Consider the following 5,732-nt stretch of genomic DNA (forward strand, 5'->3'; position numbering starts at 1 on the left):
GTGCGCTGACCCGTTCACTGAACAGCGCCATGCCGTAGCCGTCGGTGGCCAGGTGGTGCACGCGCAGGTACCACAGATGCCGCGCGTCGCCCAGCACGAACAGGCGCTGCTGGGCCAGCCGGTCGCGCGCCGGATCCACCGCGCGCAGGCGGTCCTGGTCCATCGCGGTGCGCGCGGCCGCGGCTGGGTCCGGCAGCGCGGACAGGTCCACCACCTCCAGCAGCGGCACATGCGCGGGCACATGCCATTGCTGCGGCACGCCGTCGGCGCTGTCGGCAATCCGCAGCGCCAGCGCCTCGGCCTCGTGCGCGGCGGCGTTGGCGGCGGCCACGAAGCGTGGGACGTCCAACGGGCCGTCGATCCACAACGCATGGGCGGTGTTGAATGCCGCCGGCGCAGCAGCCAGTCGCTGCGCATACCAGAGCCCGGTCTGCGCTTCGCTCAGGCCCTGGGGGTGCGTCTGCGCGTGTGCGTCGGTTGCGTCCGCGCCCTGCCCCGCCTTCATGCGCGGGCAGCGCTGCCCTGCAGCCGCTGCACCACGCCCCACCAGCCGGCCAGCGTGGCGTGCTCGGCCAGGTGGCTGAACTCCAGCGCGATGCCGGTGTTGCTCCAGGCCAGTACCAGGCCCAGCACCCGCATCGAGTCCAGGCCCAGGTCGATCAGGTTGTCGTCGTCACCGATGGTCTCGGGCGTTTCGCCCAGCATGCCGGCCACGTCGGCACGCATGCGCGCCAGGTCGAGCGGGAGGTCGTGTGCGGGAGTATTCATGCCAGGGCCTTCAACAGCTGGTCGGTGGTCAGGGGCACGCCACAGGTGCGCGCGATCAGGTGCAGGGCCAGGTCATGGTCGGCGCGCGAGAAATCGGCCACTGCATCGGCGGCGATGAACGCCTCGATGTCACGCTGGAACGCCTCGGTCACGGTCGCCGCGCAGCCGATGTGCGCATACACGCCGGTCACCAGCAGCTGGTCGCGGCCACGGGCGCGCAGCATCGTGTCGAGGTTGCTGCGCTGGAACGCGCTGTAGCGGTGCTTCACCAGCACGTGGTCGCCGGGAGCCGGCGCCAAGGCGCCAACGATGGTTTCGTGCTCGGCGGTGGCGCTCATGCCCGGGCCCCACAGGTCGGCCTGCAGCCCGCGGTCGCGGCGGTCCTGGTTGCCGCGCTGGGCGGTATAGAACACCGGGATGTCGCGCGCACGGCAGTGCGCCAGCAGGCGCGCGATATTGGCCACGGCGGGCGCAAGCGGTGCGGCGTCTGCGGCAAACGCGGCCAGGAAATACTGCTGCATGTCATGCACCAGCAGCGCCATGCGCTCGGTGCGCGGCACCCAGGGGCCGCGCGGCGGCGGCAGTTCACCGGCCAGCGGCAACGGATACGGGGCAATCTTCGGCAGCGCCATCAGCGCGGTTCTCCTGTCTGTTCAAGGTAACGCGCGCGCAACTGCGCGCGCAGTTCGCGGCGGCTGATCTTGCCCACCGCGGTGGTGCCGAAGGCCGCCACGAATACCACCTGGTCGGGCACCTTGAACGCGGCCAGGCCGCGTCCGCGCACCCAGGCCTTGAGGCTGGCGGCGGTGGGCGGGGTGCCGTGCGCAATCACGAACGCGCAGCTGCGTTCCCCCAGGAAGGCATCCGGCATGGACACCACGGCGGCATCGAATACGTCGGCGTGGGCCAGCAGATGGTCTTCGATCTCCTCGGCGGAGATCTTTTCACCGGCCCGGTTGATATGGTCGCCCGCCCTGCCCTGCACCACCAGGTAGCCCCCGGGCAGCTGCTGCACCATGTCGCCGGTGCGGTAGTAGCCATCTTCGGTGAAGGACCGTGCATTGGCGGCCGGGTCGTTGTGGTACGCGCGGATGGTGTACGGGCCCCGCGTCAGCAGGTGGCCGATGCCGCCTTCGGCGACCGGGTGGCCGTGGTCGTCCACCACCAGCACCTCGTCGTCGGGCGAGATCGGTCGGCCCTGCGTGCCCACCACCACGTCCAGCGGATCGTGCAGGCGGGTGTAGTTGACCAGGCCTTCGGCCATGCCGAACACCTGTTGCAAACGGCAGCCCAGGCTGTCGATCACCCGTCGCGCCGCTTCGGGCACCAGCTTGGCGCCGCCCACCTGCAGCACCTGCAGGCTAGTCAGGTCGTGCGTCGTAGTGGCTGCGGCCTGCGCCCACAACAAGGCCAGCGGCGGCACCAGGCCCACGCAGGTGACGCGCTCGCGCGCGATCAGCGGGAAGGCCGCGTCGGGTCCGGGGCCCGGACTCATCACCACGCGCGCCCCGGCATACAGCGCACCCAGGAACCCGGGCGAGCTCATCGGGAAGTTGTGCGCTGCCGGCAGCGCGACCATGTACACGCTGTCGCGGGTGATGGCGCAGATCTCGTTGCTGGCGCGGAACGAATAGATGTAGTCGTCGTGGGTGCGCGGAATCAGCTTGGACAAGCCGGTGCTGCCGCCAGACAGCTGCAGGAACGCCACCGATTGCGGGTCCGGATCGGGCGGCAACAGCGCCGCGTCACCCTGCAGGCCGTCCACCGCGCCGAACTCGGCGGCGTCGCCGACGATCAGTACGTGCTGCAGCGCCGGCAGCAGCGCCTGCAGTTCGCGCGCCAGCACGCGGTAGTCGAAGCCGTCCTGCCTGTCCGCGGCGATGTACCCGCGCGCCTGCGCCTTGTGCATCACATGGCTGACCTCGGTGAGGCGGTGTGCCGGCAGCGCGTACACGGGGATCAACCCGGCCCGGAACAACCCGCAGACCACCGTCACGAAGGCCGGCGTATTGCCCAGCTGCACCACCACCCGATCACCCGGCACCAGACCGCGCGCCAGCAACCCCGCGCCGATCCGGCCGGCTTCCTGCCAGAGGGCTGCGTAACTCAACCGCACCTCGCCGCCGACCACGGCGATGTCATCGGCGAACTGCGCGGCGCGCTCGCGCAGCACGCCGGGCAGTGTTTCGCCGCGCCAGTACCCTGCGGCGCGGTAGCGCGCCACCAGGGCCGGCGGCCAGCTCTGGCGCAGCGGCACCAGTGCGGGGGAAGCCATGTCATTCATCAGGAAGCAACTCCGGTATCGCGTGTAGAAGGCAACGCGTCGACGCCCAGGGCGTTCAGCACGGCGCCGAATTTGGCTTCGGTTTCGGCCACTTCCAGCGCGGGCTGTGAGCCGGCCACGATGCCCGCGCCGGCGTACACGCGCACCTGCGCGCCCTGCACGCGGGCGCAACGGATCGCCACGTACCAGTCGCCGTCACCGTCGGCATCGGTCCAGCCCACCGCGCCCGCATAGAAGCCGCGCGGCACCGGTTCCAGCGTGCGGATGGTGGCCAGCGCAAGCGCGCGCGGCGTACCGCACACCGCCGGGGTGGGATGCAGCGCCGCCACCAGCGTAGCAACCGGCGTGCGGGCGTCGGCCAGCGTGGCCTCGATCCGCGTGCCCAGGTGCCACATGGTGGCGGTGGCATGCAGCGAGGGCCGCGGTTCGGCATCGATGTGACTGCACCACGGCGCCAGTGCCGCAACGATGGCCTCGACGACATGACGGTGTTCGTCGTGGTCCTTGGCCGAGCCAAGCAGCGCCTGCGCGACCCGTGCGTCTTCGTCCGGGTCCGGATGGCGCCGGGCCGAACCGGCCAGCGGATGCGACAGCACGCGGCTGCCGCGACGCGACACCAGCAGCTCGGGGGTGGCCCCCACCAGCCACGCCGGTGGGTCCTGTGCATCGACCGGCAGCGACACCATATAGGTGGCCACGCTGGGATCGTGGCCCAGGCGCGCGGCCAGCGCGTGCGGATCCACGTCATGCGTACCGTGCAGCAGCAGGCTGCGCGCCAGCACCACCTTGTGCAGCGCCGGTGCCGGCTGCTGCAGGTGCTGCAGCGCCGCGCCCACCGCGTCCGCGTACTGCGCGGCACTGGGTTCGGCGGCGATGCGACCGGTGAAGGGCGCGGCAGGCGGCGCCGACGGAAGAGCCGTGTCCGAAAGGGCCTGCGGCTGGTGCAGCGCGTCGTCACTGTCAGGATCGAACGGCAACGCGCCGACCAGCAGCGGCAGGCCGGCGCGCGGCGTAGCGAAAAAGGCCGCCACACGCGCGGCGAGGGTGGCGGTGCCGCCGGACGGCAGCCGGGCCCGGCACCCCCGGGTGTGCAGCGAGCGCAGCGGCGCCCGCAGCAGGAACGGCGCGGCCACGGCAGCATCGCCAGCCACAACACTGTCGTCGTCGCGCACCACGTGTGCCTGCGTGCTGTCGTTCATGCCATCGCTCCATCGCGGTGGCGCACCGCGGCCACCGACAGCACCAGTAGCAGTGCCCCCACCAACAGGTACGGCGCGCTGGGCCGCCACTGGTACAACAGCGTGCCGAGCATCGGCCCGATCACCATGCCCAGGCCCTGCACCGAGGCCACGGTACCGGCAGCGGCGCCCTGCTCATGTGCCTGCACCGAATCAGCGGCCAGCGCCTGGAATGACGGAAACACGAAGCCCATCCCGAACGCCGCCACCGCGTAGGCCAGCAGCAGTTCCCACCGCGCATCGACCAGCGCCACCGAGGCGAAACCGATGCCGGACACCAGCGCACCCAGGGCGATCCAGCGCCGTGGCGGCACGCCGACCAGCTTCATCACCAGCACCTGCGCCAGGATCAGCCCGACACCCACCGCGGTCAGTGCCAGGCCGGCCGCACGCGCGCCGTCGGCCGGCGACAGGTGCAGGCGGTCGATGGCGAAGAAGCCGACGGTGACCTGCGCGATGGTGACCGACACCATGGCCGCGAACACCGCCAGGATCGGCAGGCGAAGCCGTGCATCGGTCCAGCCCAGCCGCGCGCGCGGGCCTTTCACTGCCGTGCGCACCGGCGCATCCGGCGGCAGTCGCCAGGCGATGGCGGCGAGCGACAGCAGCGGCAACAGGGCGGCGATGTAGAGGGTGAGCGACAACTGGTGATACGCGATCCACCCGGCGGCCGCCGGGCCGACTACCATGCCCAGCGCGTTGGCGGTGCCGAGTTTGGCCATGGCCGAGGCGCGTTGCCCCGGCGCGGCGCCGTCGGCTACCAGCGCGGCAGCCGTCGGCGGCACGGCGGCGTAGAACAGCCCTACCAGCGCCCGCGTGCCCACCAGTACCAGCACCGACAGCCACAGCGCCGGTGGTCGGGCCAACGCAGCATCCACGAAGACCGCCATTGCGACGTAGATCAGCACGTAGGCCGCCAGTGCGATCAGCAGCACGCGCTTGCGACCGATGCGGTCGCTCAGGCTGCCCCAGCGGCGCGCGGACAGCATCCACAGCACGCCGGCGGCGGTGACCGACAGGCCGGCATGCCATTCGGCCAGCCCCAGCAGGCGCACCACCGGCCCCACTACCGCCACGTAGGCCATCATCGCCATGGTGCCGGTCAGGGCCGCGAACACCAGGGCCGGCAAGCCGGGTACTACCGAACGCTCATGCATAACACCACTGCCAATCAGGGAATAGGGCGCGCAGCGCTGCAAGGCGGCGCGTCGGATCGATCGGCTTCGACGATGCGGGGATCGCCGTGGCTATCCATTCAAATGATAACAGGTCGCATTCGCAGTTTCCTGCCGGCGGTGGCGCGGCATTCATCCGTGCGTGATGGACAACACGGATGCGCCCCTGCGTGCGGGACATTGATGTCGATCAACCCGTGCACACACCGACCCGACTAAGCTGGCTCCACCCCCACCACGGTCTTTGCAATGGCGTCATTTCCTCCC

The 5,732-nt window shown here is 70.9% G+C and carries 6 protein-coding genes; all 6 read right to left on the reverse strand.

From position 1 onward, the window contains the following. On the reverse strand, window positions 1–505 hold a 505-nt coding region (locus DBR34_RS03050), incomplete at its 3' end, for a condensation domain-containing protein (protein ID WP_258223630.1). Continuing rightward, window positions 502–768 (reverse strand): phosphopantetheine-binding protein, encoded by a 267-nt coding sequence (locus DBR34_RS03055; RefSeq protein WP_128095646.1) that lies wholly within the window; start codon window positions 766–768, stop codon window positions 502–504. The genes DBR34_RS03050 and DBR34_RS03055, both read right to left, overlap by 4 nt. Then, the gene (locus tag DBR34_RS03060) at window positions 765–1,400 is read right to left on the reverse strand and encodes an isochorismatase family protein (protein WP_128095647.1); all 636 of its coding nucleotides are present in this window, start codon (window positions 1,398–1,400) and stop codon (window positions 765–767) included. The genes DBR34_RS03055 and DBR34_RS03060 overlap by 4 nt, the downstream gene beginning before the upstream one ends. Next, entirely contained in the window at window positions 1,400–3,052 is a 1,653-nt protein-coding gene (locus tag DBR34_RS03065) for an AMP-binding protein (protein WP_128095648.1), read from the reverse strand. The genes DBR34_RS03060 and DBR34_RS03065 overlap by 1 nt, the downstream gene beginning before the upstream one ends. Beyond that, on the reverse strand, window positions 3,052–4,251 hold the full coding sequence (locus DBR34_RS03070; protein WP_128095649.1) for an isochorismate synthase: 1,200 nt from the start codon (window positions 4,249–4,251) through the stop codon (window positions 3,052–3,054). Before DBR34_RS03070 ends, DBR34_RS03065 begins: the two co-directional genes overlap by 1 nt. After that, on the reverse strand, window positions 4,248–5,447 hold the full coding sequence (locus DBR34_RS03075; RefSeq protein WP_128095650.1) for an MFS transporter: 1,200 nt from the start codon (window positions 5,445–5,447) through the stop codon (window positions 4,248–4,250). Before DBR34_RS03075 ends, DBR34_RS03070 begins: the two co-directional genes overlap by 4 nt. Window positions 5,448–5,732: the final 285 nt, after the last annotated feature.

The organism is Stenotrophomonas sp. HMWF003 (assembly GCF_003061285.1).
In the GTDB taxonomy this organism is placed as follows: domain Bacteria; phylum Pseudomonadota; class Gammaproteobacteria; order Xanthomonadales; family Xanthomonadaceae; genus Stenotrophomonas; species Stenotrophomonas maltophilia_AP.

Excerpts from the sequence above, each read along its gene's own strand:
- DBR34_RS03055 (WP_128095646.1), bottom strand. The coding sequence starts at position 768 with ATGAATACTCCCGCACACGACCTCCCGCTCGACCTGGCGCGCATGCGT.
- DBR34_RS03060 (WP_128095647.1), bottom strand. The coding sequence starts at position 1,400 with ATGGCGCTGCCGAAGATTGCCCCGTATCCGTTGCCGCTGGCCGGTGAA.
- DBR34_RS03065 (WP_128095648.1), bottom strand. The coding sequence starts at position 3,052 with ATGAATGACATGGCTTCCCCCGCACTGGTGCCGCTGCGCCAGAGCTGG.
- DBR34_RS03070 (WP_128095649.1), bottom strand. The coding sequence starts at position 4,251 with ATGAACGACAGCACGCAGGCACACGTGGTGCGCGACGACGACAGTGTT.
- DBR34_RS03075 (WP_128095650.1), bottom strand. The coding sequence starts at position 5,447 with ATGCATGAGCGTTCGGTAGTACCCGGCTTGCCGGCCCTGGTGTTCGCG.